This is a genomic window from Nocardia sp. NPDC004123, from assembly GCF_053603795.1.
In genome coordinates this window covers 300,076-326,664 of the sequence record NZ_JBSGGG010000005.1, presented here as the reverse complement: position 1 = coordinate 326,664, position 26,589 = coordinate 300,076, and the positions used below count along the sequence as shown (strand labels likewise).

Sequence of the window (26,589 nt, the reverse complement as noted above, 5' to 3'; positions counted from 1 at the left end):
CGGCCGTTCGGATGCGACCTGCGGGCGACGGCGTCCGCCTCGGGCCGGGCGTAGCCTCGATCAGGTGATCGTGGCTCTGACGATTCCCGGCCTGGCCCTGCTGATCATCGCGGTGGCCTTCGCCGATGTGGCCTACCGCAGGGTGACGGGGCGCACCGCGCTGCCGTGGATGCGGGCCGAGGATGGCGACCGCAGCGCGGCGGCCATCGGCCTGGAGCAGTTCGACGCGGCATTCAACTCGGCCAAGCGGCACGAGATGGAGCAGCGGCAGTCGGTGCTGATGCACCGGGAGAACCCGGGCGACGGGGACGAGGGCGTGGAGATCGACCTCACGGCTGGGAAGGCCACGCTCCGCAAGCTCTGACGGATAGAGCGAGCACCGGCAGATATATCTGCCGGACCGGCCGCCGTCAGTTCGGGATCGGGTTCGGGTCGATCGGCTTCTGCGGGATCGTCTGCTGGATGGCCGCCGAAATGTCCTGCAGCGGAGCGGGTCCGGCATTGTCGGGCATGGTCAGCGCGATATAGATGCCACGGTCCACCGCCCAGTAGGTGCCGGAGCTGACACCGCTGGTCTGGTCACGCACCTCGAACCAGTTGACGCCCGAGTCCCCATTGACCGCTTTGCTGGTCTGGATCTGATTCATGCTCGAGGACTTGACGAATTCCAGCGGCCGATCCAGGCCGCAACGCACCACGATGGGGTCGCCGCCGTCCGGCAGCTGCCAGGCGTGCGTGGCGGGCGGCGCGGGCTGCACCAGCTCGGAGGTGGTGTAATCGCCGATCTTGTCGGGCAGCGCGGGCATCAGGGCGGTGCACTCCGGCCCGGACGCGGTGGGCGCGGGCACGGCGCCCAGGACCAGCGGCTCGCGGCTGTGATGACGATTGGCCAGCACACCCATGACGAGCAGTCCGACGACCAGCGCGACCGGGAGGGCGACGGCGGTGGCGATGAGAGCCGGCGAGCGGCGGACCTCATAGTCCTCGTCCGAGTCCTGGCTCGCGGCAGCCGCTTCAACGGCGTCGGAATCCTTCGACTGGGCGGCGTCCGAGTCCTTCGACTGGGCGGCGTCCGAGTCCTCCGACTTCGCGGCGTCTGCGGTCTCCGCCGCCGTGGCGTCGGCGGCCTTGGCCGCGTCGGCTTCGGTCGCGTCGGTGCGCTCCGGCGTGGTGTCCGGTTCGGTGCCGCGGGTGTCGTTGCTCATCCGGTCGTCGGTCCCCGATCGTGGCGTGCCGGGCACGCGTCCCGGCTGCTGGTCGTCGATTGCGGGTTCGAGGGTACCGTCGAGCGGTCAGGCGTCCGCATCACACTCGTCCCGAAGGAGACCGCCATCACCGCCAGCAGCAGGCCGCGGTCCGTTCCGGCCGCCCGCACCGTGGGCGAGCTCGGGGAATTCGGGCTCATCGCGCTGGTCAACCAGGGGCGGACGCAGACGCCGGGGGTGCTGCTCGGTCCGGGCGACGACGCGGCGGTGATCGCCGCGCCCGAGGGCCGGTTCGTGGTGACCACCGACATGCTGGTGCAGGACCGGCACTTCCGCACCGACTGGTCGAGCGCGCACGATATCGGCCGCAAGGCCATTGCCCAGAACGCCGCGGACGTGGTTGCCATGGGCGCCGTGCCCAGCGCCTTCGTGGTGGGCCTGGGCTGCCCGTCGGACACCCCGGTCGAATTCGTGCGCGCGCTGGCGGACGGCCTGTGGGCCGAGGCGGGGCGGGCCGGGGCCTCCATCGCGGGCGGCGACATGGTGCGCAGCCCGCTGCTGATCATTTCGGTGACGGCGTTCGGCGATCCGCGCCGCGCGCCCATCAAGCTGTCGGGGGCGCGGCCGGGCGATGTGGCGGCGGTGGCCGGGCGGCTGGGCTGGTCGGCCGCGGGGCTGGCGGTGCTGACGGCCGGGGCCGACGTCGCCGAGTTCGCGGACGTGGTTGCCGCGCACCGGGTTCCGCGGCCGCCGTACGAGGCGGTGCTGGAGCTACCGGACACTGCGGAGATCACCGCGCTGACCGATGTGTCGGACGGGCTGCTCGCCGATCTCGGGCATATCGCCGAATCCTCCGGCGTGGCCATCGATCTGGCGGCGGCGACGCTGACCGATCCTGGACTGGCGGCGGTGGGGAAGGCGCTGGGCGTCAACCCCCTCGACTGGATTCTGACGGGCGGCGAAGACCACGCATTCGCAGCGACTTTCGCCGATTCGGGCGATGTACCGGAGGGCTGGGTGCGCATCGGACAGGTCCGCGCCGGCGCGGGCGTCACCGTCGACGGCACCCTCCGGTCCGGACCGGCCGGTTGGGAATCCTTCGCATAGCCGGGTCCGGTACCGCGATGAAACTCGACACGATAAGTTTTCCCGACATGGGTGCGAAACCACTGTCGGAAGTCATCGATACGGGCTGGGCCGAGGCCCTCGAGCCGGTGACCGACCGCATTGCCGCGATGGGTGAATTCCTGCGAACCGAAAATGCCGAGGGGCGTGGCTATCTCCCGAAGGGGGAGAACGTGCTGCGGGCCTTCCAGCGACCGTTCGACAAGGTGCGGGTCCTCATCGTCGGCCAGGATCCGTATCCGACGCCGGGGCATCCGGTGGGGCTGAGTTTCTCGGTGGCCCCGGATGTTTCGCCCATTCCGCGCAGCCTGTCGAACATCTACTCGGAATACTCCAAGGATCTCGGCTTCCCGACGCCGTCCAACGGTGATCTGTCGCCGTGGTGCGATCAGGGGGTGCTGATGCTGAACCGAGTGCTGACCGTGCAGCCGGGCCAGCCGGCCTCGCATCGCGGCAAGGGCTGGGAAGCGGTGACCGAGCAGGCAATTCGCGCGCTGGTGGCCCGGGACCAGCCGCTGGTGGCGATTCTGTGGGGCCGCGACGCCTCGACATTGAAGCCCATGCTGGGCAGCGCTCCGTACATCGAATCCGCCCACCCCTCACCGCTGTCGGCTTCGCGAGGATTCTTCGGTTCTCGGCCTTTCTCCCGAACCAACGAATTGCTGGGTACCCTAGGGGCCGCGCCGGTGGACTGGCGTCTGCCGTAGCGCTGATCCGTTACCTGATTCAGGAGCATGTGTATGCAGAAGAAGACTGCCCGTGGTGTTTTCGTCGCGCTGGCCGCGGGTGCCGCGCTGGCCGCGGCCCCGGCCGCCGCGAACGCCGAGCCGTTGACGCTGGACCCGTACGTCCCCGACGCGACGACCACCACCGTCACCCCGGTCGGCAGCCTGCTCGACACCAACAGCGTGAGCGGCCTGTCGTCGAACGTGACCTCGCGCCTGGCATGCGTGCTGCAGTCGATCAGCCAGCAGGTGGACTGCATCAACGGCGCGGCGTGATCCCGGGCGTCGGGCGCCGGTCCTCGTCGCGCGGCGCCCGGCGCACCATCCGTACCTGCATTGCGGGACTGAAGGCTTCGACTCGGCGTTCCCCGTCGAGTTCGAAGCCGTACTTTTTGTAGAAGGCCTGCGCGCGGGGGTTCTCTTCGAACACCCAGAGTGAGGTGTCGGCGTCGCCCGGCAGCACCGTGCGCATCAGCTCGTCGGCGAGGCCGGTGCCGTAGTAGGCGGCACGCACGTACATGGCATTGAGTTCCCGTGGCGTGGGTGAGTTCTCCTCGGCCGCGGGGCCGGCGGCCGCGAATCCGACGACGATGTCGTCGACGACGGCGACCCACACCTGCCCCGGATGCTTCACCCGAACCCGGTCCCAGGCGGCGGCGCGCTGATCCACATCGAAGGCGTCCAGCACGTGCTGGGGGATCAGGCCCTGATATGCCTCACGCCAGCAGGCGACGTGGCAGGCGCCGAGGCTGTGGGCGTGCTCGGCCCCGAGCGGGACCACCCGCCATTCGCTCATGCATCCTCCCACTGCAGACAAAAGCCCCGGATCACCCAATTCTGGGTGCCGGGGCTTCTGTGGAAAAGCTGATTCAGCCGCGAACGACCTTGCCCGCCTTCAGGCAGGAGGTGCAGACGTTCATGCGGCGGGTGTTGCCAGGGGCAACCTGGGCGCGCACGGTCTGGATGTTCGGGTTCCAGCGACGGTTGGTGCGCCGGTGCGAGTGCGAAACCGACTTACCGAAGCCGGGGCCCTTGGCGCAGACGTCACAGACGGCAGCCATAGTCGCGAGCTCCTTCATGTCATAGTGGGACGCGCTGCACGGTGTACAGCGTGTCCGAAAGCCTAATGTCTTGGACGTACCTACCAGCAAATCGCTGGTGAACGCGGGCCGATACCTGAGAGAGCAGGACCGTGCCTGCGTGAGGCAACCGCACAAGAGTAGCCAACCCCGCCCGGGCGTGTCCAATCAGCCCCCCGGGCACGGTTCCGTATGCGGCGGACGAATGCCAGGTGGCGGCGTGGTGTCGGTTGCCCCGACTAGGCTGGCGGCCGGGATTCCACGACGCGAGAGGACGGTGACGGTGCCCGGGGTAGCGGACGCGTTCGACGGTCACGAGGGCCTGGATGGAACCGCCCTGCTGAGGTGGGGCCGGCTCGCCCTGAGCGCCCTGGAACGCCACCGGGACGAGATCAACGCTCTCAATGTCTTCCCCGTCGCCGACTCCGACACCGGCACCAATCTGCTCAGCACCATGCGGGCAGCCGTCAGCGGTGCCGAGGCAGTGCGCACGAACGAGCCAGAGGTGCGCACGAACGAGCCGGAGCTGTCCGCTCGGGCGGTTGCCACGGCCATGGCCAGAGCGGCGACCATCGGAGCGCGGGGCAACTCGGGGATCATCCTGTCCCAGGTGCTACGCGGGATAGCGGACGCGGTGGCCGCGGGGCCGCTGACGGAGCAGGCGCTGCGGGTGGCGTTACGGCAGGCCGCGCGGCTGGTACGGGAGGCGCTGAGTTCGCCGGTCGAGGGGACCATGCTCACGGTGCTGGAGCGGGCTGCCGAGCGGGCCGCCGACTGTTCGGAGCGGGATCTGGTCGCGGTGGCGCTGGCAGCGGCCGATGGAGCGGCCAAGGCGTTGGGGGAGACGCCCACCCAACTGGGGGTGCTGCGCGAGGCCGGGGTGGTGGACGCCGGGGCGCGCGGATTGCTGGTACTGCTCGACGAATTGGTGGCGGCGGCCGGTGGGAGTGCGCCGACGCGACCGGCTTACCGGCGCGGCGCACCGGAACAACACGGGGTGAGCGCCACGGGCGAGCTCGACACGGAAGCTCCGGGCGCAGGGCCGGGGACAGCTGCGGGAGCAGTGTCGAATCCGGTTGTCGCGGTGGCGAATTCGGTTGTGACCGGCTCGTTCGGCCGGGCGGCGGTGGCCGCGCCGCACTACGAGGTCATGTTCCTGGTGCGCGGGACCGACGAGGAGCGGATCGCCGCCCTGCGGGATCGGCTCGGCGCGCTGGGGGATTCGGTGGTCGTCGTGGGTGACGGGTCGCAGACCTGGTCGGCGCACGTGCACTGCGCCGATGCGGGGGCGGCGGTCGAGGCCGGGCTCGAGACGGGGGCGCTGAGCGGGATTCGTATCGAGACGCTGACGGTGTCCACCCATCTCTCCGGCGGGACGGATCGGGCGATTCTGGCGGTGGCGGCCGGGGCGGGCGCGGTGCGGCTGTTCGAGGACGCGGGTGCCGTGGTGCTGGAGGGCGATGTGACGGCGGATGTGCTCCTCGAAGCGATTCGCGCGGTCCGGCAGCGGGAGGTACTGGTGCTGCCGAACGGGGCGCTGCCCGCGCACGAGCTGGTGGCGGTGAGCGTGGCGGCGCGGGACGGGCAGCGGGAGGTGCTGATGCTGCCGTGCGGGTCGATGGTGCAGGGGCTGGCGGCGCTGGCCATGCACGATACGGGGCGGGCCGCGGCGGACGACGCCTTCGCCATGTCGGAGGCGGCGGCCGGGACACGGTGGGGGGCTTTGCGAATGGCGCCGGAGCGGGCGCTGACCATGGTGGGGATGTGCGAGGCGGGGGACGGGCTCGGCCTGGTGGGCCACGATGTGGTGGTGATCGATCCGGATGTGCGGGCGGCGGGGCGCACGCTGCTGGACCGGATGCTCGGGCTGGGCGGGGAATTGGTGACCATGCTCACCGGATGCGATGCGCCGGAATGGCTTTCCGCTGATCTGGCCGGGCATGTGGCCGCGGGTTTCCCGGGTGTGGAAGTGGTGGTGTACCCGGGCGGGCAGGCCGGTGACCTGGTGCAGATCGGGGTGGAATAGATGGCGACACTGGCGGATCGGCTCGACCACGTGCTCGGGGTCAAGGCGGCCGAGGGGCTGCAGGAGCACTTCGACATGCAGACGGTGGAGGACCTGCTGCGGCACTATCCGCTGCGCTACGCCACCCAGGGGCAGCCGCTCACCGAGGAGGCGCCCGAGGAGGGCCAGCACATCACGGTGATGGGCCGGGTCACCAAGACCGAGCTGCGGCCCATGAAGAATCGGCGTGGCAGCCTGCTCAAGGTGACTCTGGACACCGGCGGCCCGCGCCCGGTGGAGATCACCTTCTTCAATGGCGACAAGGTGCGTTATCTGGTGAAAGAGGGTGTGCGGGCGATGATGTCGGGCACCGTGCACTGGTGGCGGCCCGACCGCTGGAACCTCTCGCACCCGGACTATCTGATCCTGCCGGAAAAGGGTGACGGGTCGATCGAGAGCCTCACCACCGTGCGCGGCGGCGGTGCTTTGCGCGGCCTGGCGCAGAGTGCGAAAGGTGCGGGGGGAGTGGATGTCTCGTTCTTCGAGCGCGAATTCATCCCGGTGTACCCGTCGACCGCCAAGGTGCAGAGCTGGGATCTGCTGCGCTGCATCCGCCAGGTGCTCGACCAGCTCGACCCCATCGACGATCCGCTGCCGGAAGCGTTGCGGACCGAGCACGCGCTGTTGCCGGTCTCCGACGCGCTGCGCCTGATCCACCTACCCGAGCACAAGGCCGATATCGAAGCCGCCCGCGGCCGTTTGCGTTTCGACGAGGCGATGGCCCTGCAGCTGGTGCTGGCCGAGCGCCGCCATCAGGTGGAGGGCCGGGCGGCCAAGTCGTGCCCGCCGCGCACCGACGGCATCGCGGCCGCCTTCGACAAGCGGCTGCCGTTCGAGCTGACCGAGGGGCAGCGCACGGTCATCGACGAGATCTCCGCCGACCTGTCGCGCAGCCATCCCATGCACCGGCTGCTCCAGGGCGAGGTGGGTTCGGGCAAGACCATCGTGGCCCTGCACGCCATGCTGCAGGTGGTGGACAACGGCCAGCAGTGCGCGCTGCTCGCGCCGACGGAAGTTCTTGCGGCGCAACACTATCGGTCCTTGACGAAGATGCTCGGCGATCTCGGCAACGCGGGGGAGCTGGGCGCGGCCGACCAGGCCACCAAGGTGGTGCTGGTGACCGGCTCGATGTCGGCGGGCCAGAAGAAGGCGGCCCTGCTGGACGCGGTCACCGGCGAGGCGGGCCTGGTGATCGGCACGCACGCCCTGATCCAGGACAATGTGGAGTTCTTCGATCTGGGCATGGTGGTGGTCGACGAGCAGCATCGCTTCGGCGTGGAGCAGCGGGATGCCCTGCGCGCCAAGGCCAAGGACGCCGCCAGCCCGCACCTGCTGGTCATGACGGCCACCCCGATTCCGCGCACCATCGCCATGACCACGCTGGGCGATCTGGAAACCTCGGTGCTGACCCAGCTTCCGCGCGGCCGCTCCCCGATCACCTCGAAAGTCGTTCCCGCCAAGATGAAACCGGCGTGGGTGGATCGGGCGTGGGAGCGCATCGGCGAGGAGGTGGCGCAGGGGCGTCAGGCCTATGTGGTGTGCTCGCGCATCGGCGACGAGGAGGAGAACGGAAAGGGCAAGGGCCGCAAGTCGAAAGCCGAGGAGGAGAAGGAGGGGCCCACCACCCACTCGGCGGTCGACATGTACGAGATGCTCGGCTCCGGGGCCTTCAAGGACCTGCGGGTGGGCCTGTTGCACGGTCGGCTGCCGGCCGATGAGAAGGATCGCGTCATGCGGGCCTTCAATGACGCCGAGATCGATGTGCTGGTGTGCACCACGGTGGTCGAGGTCGGTGTCGACGTCCCGAATGCCACGGTCATGGTGATCGTGGACGCGGATCGTTTCGGCGTGAGCCAGCTGCATCAGCTGCGCGGCCGCGTCGGCCGGGGCAAGCATGCGGGCCTGTGCCTGCTCATCACCGAGACCAATCCGATGGGCACGGCCATGGCCCGGTTGGAGGCGGTCGCGGGCACCACCGACGGCTTCGAACTGGCGGTGCTGGATCTGCGGCAGCGCCGCGAGGGCGATGTGCTGGGCTCGGCGCAGTCGGGCACGGCCCGTAGCCTGCGCCTGCTGTCGCTGCTCGACGACCTCGAAGTCATCACGGCCGCACAGCAGCTGGCGCGCGAGATCGTCGAGTCCGATCCGGGCCTGCGGAACCATCCCGGCCTGGCGAGCATGATGCGCGCGGCCGTGGACGGCGAACGCCTGGAGTATCTAGCCAAGTCCTGACGGCTCAGCCGTCCGTGGGCTCCGGGGTCAGCTGCGCCAGTTCGTTCCACCGGGCGAGTTCTTCGTCGTGCGAACCCGTGAGCGTGGCCTCGGTGACGTCGACCGCGGCCGCGTCATCGCTGTCGCCGTCGCGGGTGAGCAGCAGCAGCGGCCAGGTGGGGCGGCCGGGTTCGGCCCCGTCGAACGGCTGCCAGGTCCAGGGTCCGCCGAAGCGCCACGCGCGCCCGCCGGCGTCGGCGACTTCGTCGCCGATCTCCAGGAAGGCGTATGGGCGGAACCGTAGTTCGACGCGCCGGGGGATGTCGTCCTCGGGGTCGAACGCGGCGCCCTGATCGTCGAGCTCCGGATCGAAGGACTGTCCCGCGCGCAGGTAGGCGACCTCCCGCCGCGGCCGCGGCAGCCACCCCGTCACGCGCGGCGGATCGAAGTGCCGCACGGCGACGACGTGGACGACGGTCGGCGGAATCCCGATGCGGCAGTCGGCCTCGGCAGCGAGTTCCCCGGCGGCGGGCTGGATCCGGAACACTTCCCGTTCCCATCCGGGCGTGTCCGGCCCGGCCGCCACCGCCACCACGCCGTTCCACCGCACTCCGTCGCTCGCCGGATCCACGGCCCACCACGGCCATTCGACGAAGACATCGTTCGCCGTCACCTCGGTTACCCGCGCCGCGGTGAACGGACAGGACAGCTCGAGGATGTCGCCAACCCGGTATTCGAACGCCACAGCCACCGAACCTAACCCGTTCCCACCCCCGCCGTCGCATTCCGCGGGACCGGCCGGTCTCGGGTAATGATGGCGGACGGGTGGGTGCGGGCGTCCGGAAAGTCAGCCGGCGGCGGGGAATTCGTCGGCCTTCACGCCCTGGATGAAGGCTTCCCACTCCCGGACAGTGAAGAGCAGCACCGCGCCGTTGCTGCCTTCCTTGCTGTGCGCGACCACGATGCCGCGGCCGGGCCAGTAGCCGACCTGGACGCAGCTGCCTCGAGGGCCGCCGGCCGTCCGCAGTTGAAGTCCTGCGGGCAGATCTGCCTGGGTGATCATGGGGGCGGTTCCTTTCGTCCTTTCACAGGTCGGGTCGGACGCGAGGCGAGGAAGAGCAGCCGGGGTCCACGATGCGGGACAGCGCCGTCTGGCATCGGCTGAACGAATGCGAACACGGGGTCCGGAGACGGCCGGATGACCGATTGTTCGACGGCGTTCACACTACCGGGTAGCCGCTGGGTGCGCGCCCGATCGATTGCAAATCGGTGACCCGTCATGGGGATTCAAGATCGACGGCTCGGCACGGGTACAGACACGTTCGCCCGTACGGAATTCGGCGATGCCGTCCGTACGGGCGAACAGGGATGCTGCCGGGTGGATTCTCACACTTCGAGGTCCTCCTCGATGCCCTCGAGGCGGTGGCGGGCCATGGCCAGGTTGGCGCGGCCGCGGTCCAGGGCGAGATAGGGGAACAGGCCCTTGGATTTACGGCCGGTCATCGGCCGGATGACGTGGTACTGGCCGCTGAGCGTGATGAGGATGTCCTCGATGTCCTCTTTGATGCCCAGCTGATCGATGGTCCGCATCTTGGCTCTGACCACCTCGGTATTGCCGGCCGCGGCGACCTGGAGATCCAGCGCCTTGGAGCTGCCGAGCATGCCGCGTTGCTGTTCCAGGCGCTGTAGTTCGAGGACGAGTTCACTGTCCATGATCGTCCTCGGCAAATTCGGCGAGAATTGCCCGCAGCTGGTATCGCGCCATGGCGAGATTGCCGGTGTCGCCGTCGAAGAGGATGTGCACGAAAAGCCGTCCTTCGAAATCGCCGTCGATCAAATTCAGCAGGTGATATCCCTGGGTTCCGCAGACGATGATCTCGGTGATGTCGTCGCCGGTGCGGCCGGTGACGAGTGCCGGGGAGGTGAGCACGGAGCGCACGACATCGGTTGCGGCAGCACGTCTTCGTGTTGGTGCGCGACGGACACCTGCCCGCCGGGGGCATCGGAAGGCGCGGTGCTACCGGGGAACTCGGCGGTAGCCGGGCGGGCGCTCGGCGCGGTGTGTGGGAATCTCAGCGGGGCAGACGGGGATACGGCAGATCCGAACTGGTGTGCTCGCTGATCGCCAGCGGCCGCCCGATCTGTGGGAAGGCGCGCTGGGCGCAGCCGGGGCGCTCGCACACCTTGCAGCCCGCGCCGATGGGCGCGGCCGCGGCCGGATCGTCCAGCTCCAGGCTGCGCGAATACACCAGCCGGTCGGCGTATTCGATGTCGCAGCCCAGCCCGATGGCGAATTCCTTTCCGGCCGTGCCGAATCCGGTCGGGGTGGGCGCGGTGGTGCGGGCCACCCACAGGTAGCGCCGCCCGTCGGGCATGGCGGCGATCTGGGACAGCATGCGGCCGGGATGATTGAACGCCTCGTGCACCACCCACAGCGGGCAGCTGCCACCCACCCGGGAGAAGTGGAAGGCGGTGGCGGACTGGCGTTTCGAGATATTGCCCGCGCGATCGGTGCGGATCAGGAAGAACGGCACCCCGCGCTGGCCCTGCCGCTGCAGGGTGCTGAGCCGATGGCAGACGGTCTCGAAGCCGACCTCGAAGCGCAGGCTCAGCAGGTCGATGTCGTAGTGCAGCTCCTCGGCCGAGCGCAGGAACTTGCTGTACGGCAGGACGAGCGCGCCGGCGAAGTAGTTGGCCAGCCCGATCCGGGCCAGGGTGCGGGATTCGCCGGTGAGCGCGGGACTTTCGTCGAGAACCTCGTCGAGCAGGCCGCCGTGCAGCAGGAAGGCCAGGGTGGTGGCGATCTGGAAGGCGCGCTGCCCGGGCCGCAGCCGCCGGGCCAGGGTGAGGGTGCGGGTCTCGGGCTCGTAGTGGCGTTTGGGGATGTTCGGATCGGCGCCGTCGCCGCGGACCAGGACGGTGACCCCGGCGCGTTCCTCCGCGACCCGGGCCAGCTGCCGGTCGAGGGAGCCGATGGTGAGCCCGCTCTCCTCGAACAACCGCTCGGCCGCGAGATCCAGCTGGGCGATGTGGTTGTGGTGATCGTAGAAGAAGTCGCGCACGTCCTCGTAGGGCATGGGGACGCCGGGTGCGCCGGTAGGGGTGGCCACCTTGGAGGACAAGAGATCCAACTGGTCGGTCGCGGCACGTAGTCGGCGGTGCATGGCCACAACGATTTTCGCGACCTCGGGCATGCGGGTGGCCAGGTCCTCGACCTCGGCCACCGGCGCGGCATTGCCGCCCGCGGCCTCCACCAGGATCTCGTGCAGGTCCGAGACCAGTCGCGCGTCGGAGTCCGCGGCGAAGAACTGCACATCGAGGTCGAAGGTGGAATTCAGTTTCAGCAGCACGGGAATGGTGAGCGGTCGCTGATCACGTTCGAGCTGGTTGAGGTAGCTGGGGGACAGGTCCAGGGATTTGGCCAAGGCCGCCTGGGTCATCCGCCGTTCCTCGCGCAACCGCCGTAGTCGGGCGCCCGCATACATCTTGCGCACGTGCAGGATGGTACCGATTCGGCTTCGCAAACATCGCAATTTGAGGAGACTCGCCGCAACTTCGCCGACCCTGCGTGGCACTTCGCCATGGCGGACGGCCTGCGTAGCATGCGAATTCGATGCTACGAGCGGTTTTGCGCGCGAGTCCCCATCGTACGACCAACCCGACGCTGCCGCCGGGGAACGAGGTCCGGAATGTACGCCGAAATCAGCGGGCTCACCCCAGAATCAGGTGAACCTGGAGTTCGCCGACCAGGAACCCGAGCACCGCGCCGATGGCCACCAGCTTCCATTCGTCCTGTTTGAATGCCGGGCGCAGCAGGCCCTCGTACTCGTCGTCGGTGAGTTGCTTCGTCTTCTCGATGACGAGGTTGCGCACATCCAGGGCCTCGATGGCGTGCTGATCGAAACCGGAGTGCGCGGCGGCCTTGACGTGATCGAGCACGAAGGTGACCGCGTCGCGTTCCAGGGCGGTGTAGCTGTCGCGGGCGACCATCATCATGAGCGGCCGGGCCGGGCCGGTCTGTAGTTCGAGGAACTCGCTGACGTGCCGGCTCAGTAGGGAGGCCAACCGGTCGGCACGCTCGCCATTGAGGACCGCCTCGAGAATGCGTGCGGGGGTGAGGATCTCGGTGGCGATGAGATCGCCGTAGTCGGTGCAGACCTGCTCCCGGCGCTTGTGGAACAGGCCCTGCCACTTGAACGGTCCGATACCGACCGGGCGGATCGGACGGAAGATCATCTGCAGCGCCAGCCAGTCGGTGATCAATCCGGTGAAACCGCCGAAAGCGGGCATGAGCAGCGGGGAGTGGGTGAGCGCCCAGGTGATCATCTGCACGAAGCCCAGCACCGTGCCGAAGATCAGGCCCGAGCGCACGATGAAGCGCAGCTCGTTGCGGCCCACCCGGCGTACCATCTCCACCAGCAGCGACTTGTCGTCCACCAGCGCGCTGATGGCCATGCCGCGCAGATCCATCACCTGGTCGATATTGGTGCGCAGGTCGTAGACGATGTCCTCGATCAGCTGCGGCAGATCCCGTTGCGCGCGTTCGATGATGGCACGCTGGGCGGCGTCGGGCATGTTCACCCAGAGCCGGGGCTGATGCTTCATCATCATGGCGCGGACCATGTAATCGACACCGGCGTCGAGGGGTTCGCGCAGCCGCGTGGTCAGCTCGGCGACATCGATGCGGGCGATGATGTCCTGCGGATCGATGAGCTTGCCGAACATGAGATCCACCGCGATGGTCGCCATGCGCGGCGCGGAGCGTGGAATGACACCCTGCCAGCCCAGCCACGGTGGGATGCCCTTGAATTCGAGCGGATACATCAGCATCTGCACGGCGACGATCTTGGTCACCCAGCCGATGAGGGCGGCGACGAGCGGGATGGAGCAGTACAGCAGCCAGTGGTCGGCGAAATCCGCGATCAACCCTTCACCCCGGTGGTTGCCATGCCTGCTCCTCGGTGCAATTATTCGTATTCAGCCGTACGGCTATTTGTGCCGCGGCTCAGGCTAGGAGACCCGCGTGCCCACTGGCAAGACCGAGAGCTCACCGCCCACCCAGCGCGTGATCTCCATCGTGGAACTGCTGGCCGCCCAGGACGACTCGCTCACCTCCGCCGAGATCGCCGACAGCCTGGACCTGAACCGCTCCACCACCGGAGCGATCCTGGCCGCGCTCGCCGAAGGTGGCTGGGTGCGCCGGCGGCCCGATCTGCGCTATGAACTCGGCGAGCGGCTCGCCGCGGTCGGGGCGCGCGCCGCGCTGGGGCAGCGCGATCGCGCCTGGCTGGACCGGGAATTGGCGCGGCTGGCCGATCGCGTCGACTGTGGTGCGGCGCTGACCGCGCTCAGCGGCGGCCATCTGAAGTTCGTCGCCGTCACCCGCGACCGCCTCACCGTGGGAATGGAGTCCGGCGTACGGATTCCGCTGCTCGCGCCGGCCGGGGCCGCGATCATCGCCCACACCGGAGCGGCGCGCCAACGGGATTGGATCGACACCCGCGGGGCCGAGCGACGTGACGAATATCGCGCCGTCCTCGATACCCTGCGCACCGCAGGCTACTGTGCCTGGCGGTTGGAACGCGACAGCCTCCCGGGAGTCCGGGTGCTCTCCGAGGTCGCCGACCACCTCGCCGAACATCCGGGAAACACGGAGCTGCAGGGCAAGGTGCTGGCACAGCTGGCGACCTTCGGCGGCAGTGCCTACGACCAGCAGACCTTCGACAGCGACGCGACACTGCCGCTCAGTTACATGAGTGCCCCGGTTTTCGACGGCGGCGGCCACGCGGTCATGGAATTACAGATCGGCCCCCTGCGCGAGGACGTCACCCGCACCGAACGCCGCCACTACCTCACGGAATTGTCCGCGGCCGCCCGCCGCATCGGCGACGGGCTCGAGCCCGTCAGTCATCGCCCCACACCACCGCCTGCGCGGCGATGACCGCGGTGCCGTTGAATGTCACCGCCGGTGATCCGTGCAATCGATACCCCTCGTCCAGCAGTGCGCTGATCCGCTCGCAGAAGGTCGCGTCGTCGGGACCGGTGATCAGTCGATAGCGCAGTCGCGGTTGCTCGGTCATGACGCCAGCCTAGGGACGGCGGATTCCGGAGGGGCGGGCGCTATTGCATGTCGCGGGTGGTCGCGATGAGGAATTGAATGGTGTCCTGGACCTTCTGGTCCGTCATCTTCAGTGGGACCGAGCTCGTCGCGGCGATCTTGTCATCGATCGCCAGCATCCCTTCCCAGGTGCCGACCCGGGTCAGGTAGCTGTCGTCCGGGGTGCGCCAGACGTCCTCACCGAAACCGTCCAGGCGCTGGTAGCGGGCGCCGATCGGGTCGGTGTGGTCCGGCTTGCGCATATTGCGGACCGTCAGCCACGCCACGTAGGGGGCACGGCGCTGCAGGTTCAGGTAGCAGGATCCGGTGGTGTCGATCGAAGCGTCGATCGTGCCCTGGCTGAGTTCGGCCACCTGCACCTCGGGAACGCCGAGCGTGTTGTGGAAGAAGTCGATCATCCGCGTGCACAGATCCCGGTTCGAATGCGCGGAAGTCGTTGCGGCGGGACTGATTTGGGTTGCCGGGGACGATCCGCATCCCGCCAGCGCCAGCACGGCCACGACCGGCAGGCACCGGACCCCCCACTGCTTTCCGATCACCTCGACCTCCTGTCCGGGCCGCAGCGTAACAGGACCGGCGGGTCCGGCCAACCGCGCTGGCGCAAGTGCGCCGGGCCGCCCATCAAGCGCCACAACAACTCTCGACGCGGAGGACGTCGACCGGGCACGGTCAGAGCACCTTCACGATCGCGGGCACGACCTTCTGGACCAGGACGTCGGGGGAGCGGTCGGTCCAGGTCTGGAAGGACTGGACGGTGGCGGGATCGTCGACGATCACCAGCCTGGCGTGGGAGAGGCTGGAGGAGAGGAAGCTGCTGGGCAGGCCGCGCAGGCCGCCGTTGCCCGCCTGCCGGTCGGTACGCACGACGATCACGATATCGACGTCGGGGACCGAGACGTCGGAGGGGGACAGTGGGCGCGGCGACGCCTCGCCGGGCTGGGCGCGGTAGTCGGTGCTGTAGCGAAAGCCGATGTCCACCAGGAACTTCGCCTGATCGCTGGTGTCCAGGTCGGCGGAGAGGCTGCCGTCGCCGAAGTTGAACGCGGCGGCGGTCTTGTTCTGGAAGGTGGGGTGGGCGGAGCGAACCTGATCCAGCGCATCGGTGTGCACGGTGGTGGTCGCGCCGGTCGAGCCGCCGGACTCGTGGTTGGCGGCCAGGAAGGCGGTGACACCCGAAATGCCGAGCAGCACAACGATTGCCGCGATGGCCGGAGCGAGCCGGCGCCGTCGGCGCGGCTCGGGGACGACCGGTGCGGCGGACGGCGTCCGGCCCTGCAGTGCCAGCGCCGCGTCATGGGTGAAATCGTGGCAGGTGGCGTAGCGGTGGTCCGGATCCTTGGCCAGCACCTTGGCGATGACCGCGTCCAACGCCGGCGGCAGATCCGGGCGCAGCCGGCTCAGCGCGGGCGGCGGCTCCTGGAGGTGACCCAGGGTGGCCTGGGCCAGGGATGTCACCGGGAACGGGGTGCGGCCGGTGAGCAGCTTCACGAACGCGCAGCCCAGGCTGTAGATGTCGCCGCGATGGTCGAGCGGCCCGGCGACCAGGCGTTCGGGCGGCGCGTAGGCCAGCGTCGCCATCAGGCCGTCGGTGGCGGTGAGCTCGCGGCCGTCGGTAATCGATTTGGCCACACCGAAATCGGTGAGCAGCACCCGCTCCTCGCCGCCGGGCTCGGCGTCCGGTTCACCCGGCGCGAGCAGGAAGTTCGCGGGCTTCACATCCCGGTGCAGCAGCCCGCGCCGGTGCGCGTGGTCGAGGGCCTTGCCGACCTCGGTGATGATGCGCAGTGCCCGCTGCGGCGCCATCCCGGCGGGGTTCTTCTTCAATTCCACGGCGGCGTCGGTGCCGGGCACGTACTGCATGGCGATCCACAGCCGGCCGTCCTCCTCGCCGCGCGCGTAGACCGTGACGATATTCGGATGATCCAGTTCCGCCGCGAGATTCGCCTCGCGCTCGAACCGCGCCCGGTAGTGCTCGTCGTGGGACAGATCGGCGCTGAGCACCTTCAGCGCGTCCAGCCGCCGCGGGAACATCGGATCCTGCACCAGATACACGGTGCCCATGCCGCCACTGCCGAGCACTCGGATCACCCGGTGGCCGCCCACGATCGTGCCCGGCCGCAACGGCATGGACATCCTCCCTCAGCACTGCCGGGATCCCGACCTTACGAATGTAGCAACGATCGTCACGCCCGGCCCGGCATCAGATGTGCCCGTAGGCCAGTAGCTCGTACTGTGCCGAAAGTCGTTGGCGCAGATCCTGGGACTGGTCGGCGAACACCTCGGCGACAAAGTGGTCGTAGGGCAGATAGCACATGAATTTCGCTCCGGCGGCGTTCTTCTCGTCCTTCAGCTGCAGGCACCGGGCGGTCGCCAGGCCGGGCGGCGGGTCGATGGGCTGGTACCGGTCGCCCAGCTCGTCCACGAAGGCGCCGGTGAGCCGCTGCGCGCCGGCCGCGTCCCGGGCCCGGTAGACGCCGGAGAGAGCGTGTGCCACCAGGTCCACCCCGGCCTCGTCGAAGGCGCGCCGGGTGGCCGCCGGCCGATCGTCGAGGGTCAGGGCGGCGTGCGGACTGTACAGTCCCTCGGTCGCCCAGATCTGGCCCTTGCCCGGCGGCAGGGTGCGGCCGAGCAGATCCTCGGGATCGGCGGCCAGCCCGGCGAGCTGATCCAGCGGGGTGGGCCGGTAGTCCCGCATGGCCTCGATCGTCTTGTCCAGCACCAGTTTCGCCGTGTCCAGCAGAGTCCCCGGACCGTCGGGCACCGTGAGGTCGTCCTCGATGTAGAGCCAGTAGAGGTAGTCGTCCCGCGCGTAGGTGGCCTTCACCCATTCGAGCGAGGTCAGCGCCGCCTTGGCGGTGGGGTACCCGGGAATCTGTAGCGGCCCCTTGTCCGGATAATCCGGACTGGCCAGTCCGGCAAGGAAATTCCCGGCCGCCGTGGCCTGCTCGGGCTTCGCGAACCGCAGCACCGTGATGTCCACGTTCAGCCCGAGCGTGGTGTCGGACCGATGCCGCCCGCCCGACTCCCAGCCCGAGATCAGGCCCGGCGCTTTGTCATTGAAATTGTCGATGCTGATCGGCGGGTAGTCCGCCGTGATCGCGCGTGCGGAATTGTTGAACACCAGGCGGTTGTCGATATCCAGCGCCAGCGGCACGTGCTCGGCCATCCGGATCGACTCCTGCAGCAGATCGCCCACCGTGATGTCGGGCTTCTGACTGGTGATCGTGCGCGGTACGACCGGGTAGTTGCCCGGATCCAGCTGGGAGGCCTCGACGATCGCGGCCTTCGAGACGGGTGTCGCGGGATCGCGATGGTCCGAGCCGCACGACGCCGCGAGGACGGCCGCCAATGCCAGCAGGGCCAGGCGGCCGGGCAGGGTGCCGGCGCGCGCGGTGGTCATGACCGTCCGCTCTTGGCCAGCATCGAATACTGCGCCGACACCCGTTGCGGGAACGAGGCCGGTGCGCCGCCGCTGAACCGCGCCTCCGCCCCGATCACCGCGACGTACCGGCCGTACACGACCGCGCAGAGGTAGGTGTACTGGCGAATCGGCTCGGGTTCATCGAGCTGGATGCAGTGTGCGTCGGTGATGCCGGGCGGATTGGGGAATTCGTCGTCGTCGCGGCCCAGGGTGGTCAGCGCGGCCTGTAAACCGAAGGCGGCCGCCAGGTCCCGGGTGCGGTAGACGGTCGCGGCATTGCGGGCGACCAGATCCACTCCGGCCGCGGCGAATGCCGTGCGGGCGGCGGCGCCGTCGCGTTCGTAGTGCAGGGCGCCCGCCGGGGTGTAGACACCGCCGTAATTCCATCCGAACTGGTCGGCGTCGGAGGTGTCGTACTTGTTCGGCAGCGTCAATCCCAGGATGTTGTCGGGGTTGATCGGCAGATCGGGGAGGTCCTCCAGCGGCGTCGGTGTCAGATCGGCCATCCGGGCGAGCTGCGCCTGCACCATGGCCCGCAGTCGCACCCCCAGCGCGGCCGGATCGGCCTGCGGGATCACGGCGTGGCCGACGATCCCGTACACGCCGTGCACCGCGAAGACCTGGCCCTTGGCATCGGTGATCGACGAGGCCCGCGCGTCGACGCCGTCGATCGGAATCGGGTGCAGCCCAGGGGCGGCCAGCGCATCGGCGAACCCGTCGATCGCGGCCCGGGCGGCCTGCTCGGTCGGAAACCGCATGACCGCCAGCGTGATGTGCTTGCGCGCCCGGACGCTGTTGTTGTTGCGCCAGATATACGCGCCCGCGATCATGCGATTGTGCTGAGCGACCGCCTGCCAGGCCTTGGGGAAGGGCCCGTCGGTGTCGTCGAAGTTCGCGTCGGAAGTGTCCAGCACCCGGGCTCCGCCCAGATACGTGACATCGGGATCGATTTCGTCCGGTCCGACCAGATAGGTCATCATGCGGCGCGACTCGATCTGGTACGCGTCGGTGGCGACCGAGTACGTCGGGGCGTACTCGATCGGGGCCGAAGGATACGGTCCGACAATGAGTTTCGAGAAGTCGGCCGGTGTCATGCCGGGGATCGGTCGACCCGGAACCGTCGACGACGCCACCGCGATGCCGAACGCCAGGACTGCCGTCACCACCGTCACGACCACCAAAGCCGTTCGCGGCCTGCGGAATTCGCGGATTCGCCTCACGCCGTCACCTGCTCGTCACCAGCACGTACTCGGCCGAGGTCTTCTGATACAGCTCCGGCACGTTCATGGCGCCGACCTGCACGGTGTACCGGTCCACGTGGAAGTTGCACTGGCTGGCGACCACATTTCCGTGGTCCAGCACCGCGAAACAGCCGATGTCGCCGGGGAAACCCGGCGGCGGAGCGATGCTCCGGCGATCGCCGGAGGTGTCCGTGGACGGATTCCACCGGTCCCACAGCGCGCGGGCCGCCGTCCCGGTCCGGCTGTGGAACACCAGCGCGTCGCCGTAGCCGACCAGGTCGATGTCGCCGACCGTGAGGAAATCGAGGTCGTTGTCGGTCAGGCTCTGCAGCGCGCCGCGGCCCGTGTACACCCCGTCCGGATCCGGCCGCATGGGCTCTTCGGGATTCGTCGGCAGGGTGCGGCCGAGAATGCCGTCCGGATCGAGCGGCAGGTGCTCGAACCGGTCCGCGGGTGTGGGCTGGAACCGGTCCAGCAGCGGTAGCGCCACGTCCAGCATCCGTTCGGTACGGGCGGTCAGGTCGGCCAGATCCGGTGCGGCGGCCAGCTCGTCGACCACCTTGATGAACACCACGTAGCGGTCGTGCACGGTCCAGGAGCCGATCGAGGCCACGTTCGGCCGCCAATGCGCCTTGCTGTCAGGGTATTTCGGCAGGGTGACGGCGCGGTTGTCGATGTTGTAGGTGAAGTCGTCGTGTTCGAGCGCGGGGCCGGCGGACGCGGCGCGCCCGGCGTCCGGCAGCTCCAGCACCGCGATGCTCAGCCTGCGGTGCGTGTCGTCGGAATCGGATCCGGTGCACCAGGTATCGACCCAGCCGCCGCGCAGATCGTGGGCGACCTCGTCGAAGGTGTCGTTGATGAGGATGTCGCCCAGGCCCTTGTGATTGGTGACGATGTGCGGGCGGACGTCGTTGGAGCACTCGTAGGCGTAGTCCCGGTCGGCCTCGAACGGCAGTGCCACGTAGTCCGACAGCCGCTGTGACTCGCGGATGCGGGATTGCTTGTCGGTCTTGGCATTTCCCACCACACGCGGCGTGATCTGATAGTTGCCGACCTCGAGGCCGGCCGGATCGGTCTGCTGCCGCACCGGTTGCCCGGAAACGCTGGTGGTACAGCCGGTCGCGGCGGCGAGCACGACCGCGACACCGCACAGCAGCGGCGCGCGCGACGCGAACGATCTCACCGTCCCCTCCTCGCGCCGGATGTTACCGGCGCGCAAGTCTTCTCGCGCGGCTTTGGCGGCCGGCGGTGTGGTCTCGGACACGATCGCGCGGCAATCCGGGCACCGGGATGTCTCGGCGCGCGCCCGCGCCGCGGCGGGCCGCGGGGCGCAATCCTTAGCATGACGGCGAATTCCGTGGTCGGAGCGCCGCAACCCTCACCGGCAGGGATGTATCGCGGTGATTAACACAAATTCGCAAGCGGGAGGTCCGTCCTGTGAAGATTGCACCGAACGGGACTTCGATGCCCGATCCGTATCCCCGGGCAGGTACCTTCTACCCATGTTCTCCAAAGTCCTGGTCGCCAACCGCGGCGAGATCGCCATTCGCGCCTTCCGCGCGGCCTACGAACTCGGCATCGGTACCGTCGCGGTTTTCCCGTACGAGGACCGCAACTCCGTGCACCGGCTCAAGGCCGACGAGGCCTACCAGATCGGTGAGCCCGGCCACCCCGTGCGGGCGTACCTGTCGATCGAGGAGATCATCAAGGCCGCCAAGAGCGCCGGTGCGGACGCCATCTACCCGGGCTACGGCTTCCTGTCGGAGAACCCGGACCTGGCCGCCGCCTGCGCCCGCGAGGGCATCACCTTCATCGGCCCGTCCGCGCAGGTCCTCGAACTGACCGGTAACAAGGCGCGCGCCATCGCCGCCGCCAAGGCCGCCGGACTGCCGGTGCTGCGCTCGAGCGAACCGTCCGCCGATGTGGACGCGCTCATGACCGCCGCGGAGTCCATGGAGTTCCCGCTGTTCGTCAAGGCCGTGGCCGGCGGCGGCGGGCGCGGCATGCGGCGGGTCACCGATCCGGCCCAGCTGCGCGAATCCATCGAGGCCGCCGCGCGCGAGGCCGAATCCGCCTTCGGCGACGCGACCGTGTTCCTCGAGCAGGCGGTGGTCAACCCCCGCCACATCGAGGTGCAGATCCTGGCCGACCAGCAGGGCAATGTCATCCACCTCTTCGAGCGCGACTGCTCGCTGCAGCGCCGCCACCAGAAGGTGATCGAGCTCGCCCCCGCCCCGAATCTGGATCCCGAACTCCGCGACCGCATTTGCGCCGACGCGGTGGCCTTCGCCCGCCAGATCGGTTACTCCTGCGCGGGCACCGTGGAATTCCTGCTCGACGAGCGCGGCAATCACGTGTTCATCGAGATGAACCCGCGAATCCAGGTGGAGCACACGGTGACCGAGGAGATCACCGATGTCGACCTGGTGCAGTCGCAGCTGCGCATCGCCGCCGGGGAGACCCTGGCGGATCTGGGCCTGAGCCAGGACGGCATCCAGATCCGCGGCGCGGCGCTGCAGTGCCGCATCACCACCGAGGACCCGGCCAACGGCTTCCGGCCCGACACCGGCCGCATCACCGGCTACCGCTCGCCCGGCGGCGCGGGCGTGCGCCTGGACGGCGGCGCGAATGTCGGCGCGGAGGTCGGGGCCTACTTCGATTCCATGCTGGTCAAGCTCACCTGCCGCGGGCGCGATTTCGCCACCGCGGTGGCGCGCGCCCGGCGCGCGGTCGCCGAATTCCGCATCCGCGGCGTGACGACCAACATCCCGTTCCTGCTCGCGGTGCTGGACGATCCGGACTTCCGCGCGGGCCGGGTGACCACCTCGTTCATCGATGAGCGGCCGCAGCTGCTCACCCTCAAGAGCTCGGCCGACCGCGGCACCAAGATCCTGCAGTACCTGGCCGACGTCACCGTGAACAAGCCGCACGGCTCGCGGCCGACCAAGGTGTACCCGCACGACAAGCTGCCCGCCCTCGACATGACCGTGCCGCCCCCGCCCGGCTCCCGGCAGCGGCTGCTCGAGCTGGGACCGGAGGGCTTCGCGCAGTGGCTGCGCAACCGCGAGGGGGTGGCCGTCACCGACACCACCTTCCGCGACGCGCACCAGTCGCTGCTGGCCACCCGGGTCCGCACCAACGGCCTGCTCGATGTGGCCGGGCACGTGGCGCGCATGACGCCCGAGCTGCTGTCCATCGAATGCTGGGGCGGCGCAACCTACGACGTGGCACTGCGCTTCCTCTACGAGGACCCGTGGGAGCGGCTCGCGGCGCTGCGCGAGGCGGTGCCGAACATCAACCTGCAGATGCTGCTGCGCGGCCGCAATACCGTCGGCTACACGCCGTACCCCGAAAAGGTCACGCGCGCTTTCGTTTCCGAGGCCACCGCCACCGGCATCGACATCTTCCGCATCTTCGACGCGCTCAACAATGTCGACCAGATGCGCCCGGCCATCGACGCCGTCCGCGAAACCGGCACGGCCCTGGCCGAAGTCGCGCTCAGCTACACCGGCGACCTGTCGAACCCGAGCGAGGACCTCTACACCCTCGACTACTACCTCAAGCTCGCCGAGCAGATCGTCGAGGCCGGGGCGCACGTCATCGGCATCAAGGACATGGCCGGACTGCTGCGCGCGCCCGCCGCGCACACCCTGGTCACCGCGCTGCGCCGGGAGTTCGACCTGCCCGTGCACGTGCACACCCACGACACCCCGGGCGGCCAGCTGGCCACCTACCTGGCGGCCTGGCAGGCCGGTGCGGACGCCGTCGACGGCGCGTCGGCGCCCATGGCGGGCACCACGTCTCAGCCCGCGCTCTCGGCCATCGTTGCGGCAGCGGCGAATTCGCCCCACGACACCGGGCTGAACCTGCAGAACGTGTGCGATCTGGAGCCGTACTGGGAGGCGCTGCGAAAGGTGTACGCGCCCTTCGAATCCGGGCTGCCGGGGCCGACCGGCCGCGTGTACCACCACGAGATTCCCGGCGGCCAGCTGTCGAACCTGCGCCAGCAGGCCATCGCGCTCGGCCTGGGCGACCAGTTCGAGCAGGTCGAGGCCAAATACGCCGCGGCCGACCGGATGCTGGGCCGGCTGGTCAAGGTCACCCCGTCCTCCAAGGTGGTCGGCGACCTGGCGCTGGCGCTGGTCGGCACCGGCGTCGACGTCGAGGACTTCGCCGCCGACCCGGGCCGCTACGACATCCCGGACTCGGTCATCGGCTTCCTGCGCGGCGAACTCGGCACCCCGGCCGGCGGCTGGCCCGAGCCCTTCCGCAGCCGCGCCCTCGCCGGCCGCGGGCCCGCCAAGCCGGAAACCCAGCTGGCCGCGGCCGACGAGGCCGGGCTGAACGGGACCTCGGCCGAGCGCCGGGCCACCCTCAACCGCCTGCTGTTCCCCGGTCCCACCGCCGAATTCGTCGCCCACCGCGAGAAGTTCGGCGACACCACCGGGCTGTCGGCCAACCAGTTCTTCTACGGCCTGCGCCACGACGAAGAACATCACGTCCAGCTCGACAAGGGCGTCACCCTGCTCATCGGCCTGGAGGCCATCTCCGAGCCCGACGAGCGCGGCATGCGCACGGTCATGTGCATCCTCAACGGGCAGCTGCGCCCCATCACGGTGCGCGACCGCTCCATCGCCAGCGAGATCCCCGCCGCCGAGAAGGCCGACAAGACCAATGCCGGCCACATCGCGGCGCCCTTCGCCGGCGTGGTGACCCTGGCCGTCTCCGAAGGCGATTCGGTCGCGGCGGGCGACACCATCGGCACCATCGAGGCCATGAAGATGGAGGCCGCCATCACCGCCCCGCGCGCCGGCGTGGTCCGCCGGGTGGCGATCGCCAAGGTGCAGCAGGTGGAGGGCGGCGACCTGCTCGTCGACGTGAGTGTTACCGAGGCCGCCGCCGAATGACCCGCATCGTGGCGGGTACCGCCGGGGGCCGACGCCTGCGCGTCCCCCCGGCGGGTACCCGCCCCACCTCCGATCGGGTGCGCGAGGCGCTGTTCAGCCTCCTGCACGCCCGCATGGATTTCGACGGCCTGCACGTCCTCGACCTCTACGCGGGCTCGGGGGCGCTGGCCCTGGAAGCGCTGTCCCGCGGCGCCTCGCACGCGCTGCTCATCGAATCGGACCGCAAGGCCGCCGCCATCATTCGCGGCAATATCGGCGACCTCGGGCTGCCGGGCGCGGAGCTGCGCCAGAACTCGGTCACCAGCGTCCTGTCCGGTGCGCCGTCGGAACGCTACGACCTGGTCTTCTCCGACCCGCCCTACGACCTCGACGTCGCCGACGTGCAGGCCGACCTGCGCGCCCTCGCCGCCAACGGCTGGCTCCACGACGACGCCCTCATCGTCGTCGAACGCTCCACTCGCTCGCCCGAGGTGTCCTGGCCCGACGGCTACGCACCGCTGAAGTCCCGCACCTACGGCGAGACGCGCATCGATCTCGCTGAATTCGAGGGCTGACACCCGACGGATTTCCCGGCTCCCGCCGGTCTGAATACCGACAGGAACAGACCGGAGTAGGGAGTACGTGATGTCGGATTCGATACGGACCGCCGTGGTCACCGGTGCGAGCCGGGGATTCGGGCGGGCGATCGCCGCCTCGCTCGTCGCGTCGGGCGCGCGGGTGATCGGCGTGGCGCGGGACGAGCAGGCCTTGCAGGACGTTCGCGCGGAGCTCGGGGACCGATTCGTGCCGGTGGCGGCCGACGCGACCGAAGAAGCCGTGGCGCAGCAGGTGATTCGCGGGTACCGGCCGGAATTGCTGGTGCTCAATGCCGGGGCCACTCCGCCCCTGGCCCCCGTGCACGAGCAGACCTGGGAGACCTTCAGCCGCAACTGGGAGACCGATACCAAGCAGGCGTTCGTCTGGATCGGGGCCGCCCTGCGGGAGCCGCTGCCTCCGGGGAGCGCGGTGATCGCGATGTCGAGCGGGGCCGCGCTGGCGGGGTCACCGCTCAGCGGCGGATACGCGGGAGCCAAGTCCACCATCCGATTCATCCGGACGTACGCCGCCGAGGAATCGGACCGCGCGGGGCTCGGCATTCGGTTCGTGGCCCTGCTGCCCAGGCTGACACCGGCCACCGGGCTCGGTGCGAAGGCGGTCGAGGGGTATGCCGCCCGGCAGGGTATCGACGTGGAGACCTATCTCGCCGACATGGGGCCGGTGCTCACGCCCGAACAGGTCGGCAAGGCGGTGGTCGAACTCGCCGATGATCCCGGCAGTGCGGCGGAATACTTGGTGAGCGGCGCCGGGCTGAAGCAGATCGGCTGAGGGGTCGCGACCATGACGACCAGCGCACCTCCGGGAGTAGCGGCCATGCCCTCCGACACCGAACAGCCCGCGGTCACCGCACCGCCGAGCGAGCGCGAATTCACAGCTCTCACACAGCGATTCCGGCCGGAGCTGCTCGCGCACTGCTATCGCATGCTGGGGTCGGTGCACGATGCCGAGGACCTGGTGCAGGAGACCTACCTGCGGGCCTGGCGGGGGTTCGGCGGGTTCGAGGGCCGGTCGTCGCTGCGGCACTGGCTGTACAAGATCGCCACCATGGCCTGCCTGACCGCGCTGGAAGGGCGCTCGCGCCGGCCATTGCCGTCGGGGCTGGGTGCGCCGGAGGACGATCACCGGGTGGCGATGGCGGCCCGGGAGCCCGGGGTGGCGTGGTTGCAGCCCGCGCCGGACTCGTTGTTCGGGCTCGACGATCCGGCCGCCATCGTGGCCGGGCGGACGGGGGTGCGGCTGGCCTTCATTGCGGCACTGCAACTGTTGCCCGCCCGGCAGCGCGCGGTGCTGACGCTGCGCGACGTGCTGGCCTTCCGGACCGCGGAGGTCGCCGCCATGCTGGACACCACGCCGACCGCCGTGGACAGTGCGCTGCGGCGGGCGCGGAGCCGATTGGCGCAGGCCGGGCCGGTGGAGGCGGACCTGGCCGAGCCGGACGAACTCGCCCAGCGGCGGCTGCTCGACGGCTATGTCGACGCGTTCACCCGCGCCGACCATGCCGCGCTGCTCGAACTCCTGCGTGCCGACGTGGAGATGGAAATGCCACCCACGCCAACGTGGTTCACCGGCCGCGAGGCAGTCCTCGGGTTCCTGCGCAGCCGTATCCTGCGGCCGGGCCTGTGGCGTTTCACGCCGACCCGCGCGAATGGCCAGCCCGCCTTCATCGTTCACAAACGCGTCGACGACCACCACTACGAGGCCTACGGGATCCACGTCCTGACGCTGATCGGGGCCAGGATCGGGCGCATCACCGCGTTCAACGACCCGGCCCTGGTCCGCACCTTCGGCGCGGCGGCCGCGCTCGAACTCTGAGGCTCGGCCCGCCGCGAGATTGGAAGCGGGAGCGGCGGATACGGCGATGCCCGCCGTGTGCGACACAGCGGGCATCGTCAGGA

At 69.3% G+C, this 26,589-nt stretch carries 26 protein-coding genes; 11 read left to right on the top strand and 15 right to left on the bottom strand.

The features are described from left to right. Nucleotides 1-64 precede the first annotated feature (64 nt). On the top strand, nt 65-364 hold the full coding sequence (locus tag ACWEQQ_RS09675) for a DUF6191 domain-containing protein (RefSeq protein WP_354837870.1): 300 nt from the start codon (nt 65-67) through the stop codon (nt 362-364). Nucleotides 365-410: 46 nt separating this feature from the next. Here ACWEQQ_RS09675 and ACWEQQ_RS09670 read toward each other — a convergent pair whose 3' ends face one another. Then, the gene (locus ACWEQQ_RS09670) at nt 411-1,205 is read right to left on the bottom strand and encodes a DUF3515 domain-containing protein (protein WP_452347919.1); all 795 of its coding nucleotides are present in this window, start codon (nt 1,203-1,205) and stop codon (nt 411-413) included. Nucleotides 1,206-1,376: 171 nt separating this feature from the next. On the opposite strand from ACWEQQ_RS09670, the gene ACWEQQ_RS09665 reads away from it, so the two are divergent. Genes ACWEQQ_RS09665 through ACWEQQ_RS09655 form a run of 3 tightly spaced genes read left to right on the top strand, consistent with a single transcriptional unit; the run spans nt 1,377 to nt 3,331 of the window. Beyond that, complete coding sequence (locus ACWEQQ_RS09665) at nt 1,377-2,312, top strand: thiamine-phosphate kinase (RefSeq protein ID WP_452347918.1); 936 nt, start codon at nt 1,377-1,379, stop codon at nt 2,310-2,312. Between the two features lie 47 nt (nt 2,313-2,359). After that, nucleotides 2,360-3,037: a uracil-DNA glycosylase gene (locus ACWEQQ_RS09660; RefSeq protein WP_452347917.1), complete on the top strand. Its 678-nt coding sequence runs from the start codon at nt 2,360-2,362 to the stop codon at nt 3,035-3,037. Between the two features lie 33 nt (nt 3,038-3,070). Continuing rightward, nucleotides 3,071-3,331 carry a hypothetical protein gene (locus ACWEQQ_RS09655; protein WP_452344015.1) on the top strand — a complete coding sequence of 87 codons (261 nt, stop codon included), beginning with the start codon at nt 3,071-3,073 and terminating at the stop codon, nt 3,329-3,331. Here ACWEQQ_RS09655 and ACWEQQ_RS09650 read toward each other — a convergent pair. Together ACWEQQ_RS09650 and rpmB are read right to left on the bottom strand one after the other, a co-directional pair. Next, nucleotides 3,315-3,851 carry an N-acetyltransferase family protein gene (locus tag ACWEQQ_RS09650; RefSeq protein ID WP_452347916.1) on the bottom strand — a complete coding sequence of 179 codons (537 nt, stop codon included), beginning with the start codon at nt 3,849-3,851 and terminating at the stop codon, nt 3,315-3,317. The genes ACWEQQ_RS09655 and ACWEQQ_RS09650 overlap by 17 nt on opposite strands. 73 nt (nt 3,852-3,924) lie before the next feature. Then, nucleotides 3,925-4,116: a 50S ribosomal protein L28 gene (rpmB, locus tag ACWEQQ_RS09645; protein ID WP_011210730.1), complete on the bottom strand. Its 192-nt coding sequence runs from the start codon at nt 4,114-4,116 to the stop codon at nt 3,925-3,927. Between the two features lie 301 nt (nt 4,117-4,417). Here rpmB and ACWEQQ_RS09640 point away from each other — a divergent pair, with 301 nt between their 5' ends. Both ACWEQQ_RS09640 and recG read left to right on the top strand, forming a co-directional pair. Continuing rightward, nucleotides 4,418-6,160 (top strand): DAK2 domain-containing protein, encoded by a 1,743-nt coding sequence (locus ACWEQQ_RS09640; RefSeq protein WP_452347915.1) that lies wholly within the window; start codon nt 4,418-4,420, stop codon nt 6,158-6,160. Next, a complete protein-coding gene (gene recG / locus ACWEQQ_RS09635) occupies nt 6,161-8,431 on the top strand; it encodes an ATP-dependent DNA helicase RecG (RefSeq protein WP_452347914.1) in 2,271 nt (756 codons plus the stop codon). It begins immediately after the preceding gene. 4 nt (nt 8,432-8,435) lie between these two features. Here the strand turns inward: recG and ACWEQQ_RS09630 are convergent, their stop codons facing one another. The 6 genes from ACWEQQ_RS09630 to ACWEQQ_RS09605 all read right to left on the bottom strand — a co-directional run bounded on the left by ACWEQQ_RS09630 (nt 8,436) and on the right by ACWEQQ_RS09605 (nt 13,336). Further along, nucleotides 8,436-9,155: a hypothetical protein gene (locus ACWEQQ_RS09630; protein WP_452347913.1), complete on the bottom strand. Its 720-nt coding sequence runs from the start codon at nt 9,153-9,155 to the stop codon at nt 8,436-8,438. A 102-nt stretch (nt 9,156-9,257) separates the two neighbouring features. Then, entirely contained in the window at nt 9,258-9,473 is a 216-nt protein-coding gene (locus tag ACWEQQ_RS09625) for a DUF397 domain-containing protein (RefSeq protein ID WP_452344020.1), read from the bottom strand. Between the two features lie 323 nt (nt 9,474-9,796). Continuing rightward, the gene (locus ACWEQQ_RS09620; RefSeq protein ID WP_452347912.1) at nt 9,797-10,123 is read right to left on the bottom strand and encodes a hypothetical protein; all 327 of its coding nucleotides are present in this window, start codon (nt 10,121-10,123) and stop codon (nt 9,797-9,799) included. Then, nucleotides 10,113-10,340, bottom strand: coding sequence for a hypothetical protein (locus tag ACWEQQ_RS09615; protein ID WP_452347911.1), 228 nt, complete (start codon nt 10,338-10,340; stop codon nt 10,113-10,115). Before ACWEQQ_RS09615 ends, ACWEQQ_RS09620 begins: the two co-directional genes overlap by 11 nt. Nucleotides 10,341-10,482: 142 nt before the next feature. Continuing rightward, entirely contained in the window at nt 10,483-11,904 is a 1,422-nt protein-coding gene (locus ACWEQQ_RS09610) for a short-chain fatty acyl-CoA regulator family protein (protein ID WP_379386811.1), read from the bottom strand. Nucleotides 11,905-12,121: 217 nt separating this feature from the next. After that, nucleotides 12,122-13,336, bottom strand: coding sequence for a DUF445 domain-containing protein (locus tag ACWEQQ_RS09605; RefSeq protein WP_452347910.1), 1,215 nt, complete (start codon nt 13,334-13,336; stop codon nt 12,122-12,124). 97 nt (nt 13,337-13,433) lie between these two features. Here ACWEQQ_RS09605 and ACWEQQ_RS09600 point away from each other — a divergent pair, with 97 nt between their 5' ends. Then, nucleotides 13,434-14,351 carry a helix-turn-helix domain-containing protein gene (locus ACWEQQ_RS09600; protein ID WP_452344025.1) on the top strand — a complete coding sequence of 306 codons (918 nt, stop codon included), beginning with the start codon at nt 13,434-13,436 and terminating at the stop codon, nt 14,349-14,351. Here the strand turns inward: ACWEQQ_RS09600 and ACWEQQ_RS09595 are convergent. From ACWEQQ_RS09595 to ACWEQQ_RS09570, 6 genes are all read right to left on the bottom strand, one after another. Continuing rightward, entirely contained in the window at nt 14,314-14,490 is a 177-nt protein-coding gene (locus ACWEQQ_RS09595; RefSeq protein WP_452344026.1) for a DUF1737 domain-containing protein, read from the bottom strand. The two genes, ACWEQQ_RS09600 and ACWEQQ_RS09595, sit on opposite strands and share 38 nt — an antisense overlap. A 40-nt stretch (nt 14,491-14,530) precedes the next feature. Beyond that, nucleotides 14,531-15,067, bottom strand: coding sequence for a hypothetical protein (locus ACWEQQ_RS09590; RefSeq protein WP_452347909.1), 537 nt, complete (start codon nt 15,065-15,067; stop codon nt 14,531-14,533). A 130-nt stretch (nt 15,068-15,197) separates the two neighbouring features. After that, nucleotides 15,198-16,655: a serine/threonine-protein kinase gene (locus ACWEQQ_RS09585; RefSeq protein ID WP_452347908.1), complete on the bottom strand. Its 1,458-nt coding sequence runs from the start codon at nt 16,653-16,655 to the stop codon at nt 15,198-15,200. A gap of 73 nt (nt 16,656-16,728) precedes the next feature. Beyond that, on the bottom strand, nt 16,729-17,928 hold the full coding sequence (locus ACWEQQ_RS09580) for a DUF7373 family lipoprotein (RefSeq protein ID WP_452347907.1): 1,200 nt from the start codon (nt 17,926-17,928) through the stop codon (nt 16,729-16,731). Continuing rightward, nucleotides 17,925-19,169: a DUF7373 family lipoprotein gene (locus tag ACWEQQ_RS09575; protein WP_452347906.1), complete on the bottom strand. Its 1,245-nt coding sequence runs from the start codon at nt 19,167-19,169 to the stop codon at nt 17,925-17,927. Before ACWEQQ_RS09575 ends, ACWEQQ_RS09580 begins: the two co-directional genes overlap by 4 nt. Before the next feature lie 4 nt (nt 19,170-19,173). Then, complete coding sequence (locus ACWEQQ_RS09570) at nt 19,174-20,373, bottom strand: DUF7373 family lipoprotein (RefSeq protein ID WP_452347905.1); 1,200 nt, start codon at nt 20,371-20,373, stop codon at nt 19,174-19,176. Nucleotides 20,374-20,692: 319 nt separating this feature from the next. On the opposite strand from ACWEQQ_RS09570, the gene ACWEQQ_RS09565 reads away from it, so the two are divergent. The 4 genes from ACWEQQ_RS09565 to ACWEQQ_RS09550 all read left to right on the top strand — a co-directional run bounded on the left by ACWEQQ_RS09565 (nt 20,693) and on the right by ACWEQQ_RS09550 (nt 26,506). Beyond that, nucleotides 20,693-24,097 carry a pyruvate carboxylase gene (locus tag ACWEQQ_RS09565; protein ID WP_452347904.1) on the top strand — a complete coding sequence of 1,135 codons (3,405 nt, stop codon included), beginning with the start codon at nt 20,693-20,695 and terminating at the stop codon, nt 24,095-24,097. Beyond that, on the top strand, nt 24,094-24,651 hold the full coding sequence (gene rsmD, locus ACWEQQ_RS09560; RefSeq protein ID WP_452347903.1) for a 16S rRNA (guanine(966)-N(2))-methyltransferase RsmD: 558 nt from the start codon (nt 24,094-24,096) through the stop codon (nt 24,649-24,651). Before ACWEQQ_RS09565 ends, rsmD begins: the two co-directional genes overlap by 4 nt. A 70-nt stretch (nt 24,652-24,721) precedes the next feature. Beyond that, nucleotides 24,722-25,462, top strand: coding sequence for an SDR family oxidoreductase (locus ACWEQQ_RS09555; RefSeq protein ID WP_452344033.1), 741 nt, complete (start codon nt 24,722-24,724; stop codon nt 25,460-25,462). 12 nt (nt 25,463-25,474) lie between these two features. Next, a complete protein-coding gene (locus ACWEQQ_RS09550; protein WP_452347902.1) occupies nt 25,475-26,506 on the top strand; it encodes a sigma-70 family RNA polymerase sigma factor in 1,032 nt (343 codons plus the stop codon). Nucleotides 26,507-26,589: the final 83 nt, after the last annotated feature.